Origin of the sequence: Mesorhizobium sp. M1399 (assembly GCF_040317735.1) — a bacterium.
Lineage (GTDB): Bacteria > Pseudomonadota > Alphaproteobacteria > Rhizobiales > Rhizobiaceae > Mesorhizobium.
This window is the reverse complement of record NZ_JAMYKZ010000067.1, coordinates 1-1,860: the sequence shown is the minus strand read 5'-3', so window position 1 is coordinate 1,860 and position 1,860 is coordinate 1. Positions and strand designations below refer to the sequence as shown.

The following is a 1,860-nucleotide window of genomic DNA, read 5'->3' as shown; positions in this document are numbered from 1 at the left end:
GTAAGCGCGAATTTCCCCGCACCTTTTGCTGTTGAGTGCTCTGATGCATGAGAAGCTATGCGGGGGAGCGGCGAGGTGGCACCATCGTCGTACGATCAACCCGAAGGATAGACTATCATGTCCAAAGTCGACGATCTCAGCCGATCAATCACTGTATTGGATCAAGCTCGCACTGTGCTCGTCGTTGTAGAAATGAGTCAAAATAACTGGCTGGTGGCCGGAATGCTTCCCGGCGTTCAGCGACACCCCCTCAAGAAACTCGATCCCGATCCCAACGCATTGCTCGGTTTGATCGCGCGTTGGCGATCGGAGGCGGAGGCTGCGGGCATGCCGATAGACCGGGTCGCGCTGGCCTTCGAGGCTGGGCGAGACGGCTTCTGGCTGGCCCGGTGGCTGCAGACGCGAGGCATAGACGCTCACGTCATCCATTCAACCAGCGTCGCCGTGAACCGTGAACACCGACGGGCGAAAACCGACAGGCTAGACACGGCCATGCTGATGCGCGTGTTCCTGGGTTGGCTGCGTGGCGAGCGTGGCCACTGCCGCATGGTGGCGATCCCATCACTGGCGGAAGAGGATGCCAAGCGGCCGAGCCGCGAGCGGGAGAACCTGGTCAGCGAGAAAACGCGGATAGTCAATCGCATGAAAGGGGCGCTGGCTCGGCTCGGCATCCGTGGCTTCAAGCCCGAGCTTCGCCGGGCGCCGAAGAAGTTGCCGGACCTGCGCACTTCGGAAGGACAGCCGCTTCCGCCGAATATGCTGGAAGAGATGCGGCGCGACATGGCTCGGCTTGCGGTGGTGCGCGATCAGATCACGACGATTGAAAAAGCCAGAATTGCCCAGCTTGAGCAGGCGCCCGCGTCGGGGTATAATGCAATGGTTGTGCTATTGGCGCGCGTGATTGGTGTCGGGATTGAGACAGCCGACATGCTGGTCCACGAGGTGCTTAGCCGCAACCTCAGAGACCGGCGCGCGGTGGCGCGTTACGCCGGTCTGACAGGCTCCCCCGACGAGAGCGGATCTAAACGACGCGAAAAGGGGTTGGCCAAGGCAGGCAACGCCCGGGTGCGACGCGGGCTGATCCAATTGGCCTGGCGCTTCCTGAGATTCCAAAAGAATAGCGAACTGACGCAATGGTTCCAGGCACGAGCGGCACAGGGCGCCCGCAAGACGACGATGATCGTGGCGCTCGCACGCAAGTTACTCATCGCGCTCTGGCGATTGGTTACCGTCGGCGAAATCCCGATGGGCGTCACATTGCGCCCGATGAACTGAACACACTGCAGGGCGCCTGACGGATCAACCGCCGTAATGACGCCCGCGCGTATCGATTCGAGGTGGCGGTGTCCCGATGGACACCATGGCGTTATTTGCCGTCATGAGAATGGGCCCGCCGCCTCGGAGCCTTGCTGCTGAAGCCAATGACTGCTTCATGGTCCGGGTCTTTTGCAGACCCACCGAATACAAGGTTGCGGCGTAATGCGATGCGCCCAAAGGCAGGCTCCCCTCGAATTTGATGCTCGCGGACCAATGCACAAGGCAGTGACCAACCGTTCTGTTATGGCTATCCTGACCGCTTTACCGCGAAATCAGTGAAGGCCCCTTGACAACGAAATCCCCATACAAGGTGTCCACCAAAATAGGTGGACACCTTGTGATGGAAGAAGATGAGCAGAAACTGCTGGTAAGGCTTGTTGGTCGGAACGGGCGACGCCGATACGAGCCGGCATCGAAGGACCGTCTTGTCTCGGCCTGCCTTGAGCCTGGCGTGTCGGTATCGAGGCTTGCGCTCGAACATGGGGTCAATGCGAACCTTCTTCGGAAGTGGATAAAGAAGCGCACGGAGACCCAGTCCCTCCC

General features: G+C 60.2%; 2 protein-coding genes. Both read left to right on the top strand.

The features are described 5' to 3' along the window. The first annotated feature begins 117 nt into the window (after positions 1-117). Positions 118-1,275, top strand: coding sequence for an IS110 family RNA-guided transposase (locus tag NKH05_RS32920; protein ID WP_352613659.1), 1,158 nt, complete (start codon positions 118-120; stop codon positions 1,273-1,275). Positions 1,276-1,657: 382 nt separating this feature from the next. Continuing rightward, on the top strand, positions 1,658-1,860 hold a 203-nt coding region (locus NKH05_RS32915; protein WP_353027099.1), incomplete at its 3' end, for a transposase.

Bases quoted from the DNA above. Each gene is read 5' to 3' on its own strand.
- NKH05_RS32920 (WP_352613659.1), top strand. From the start codon at position 118: ATGTCCAAAGTCGACGATCTCAGCCGATCAATCACTGTATTGGATCAA.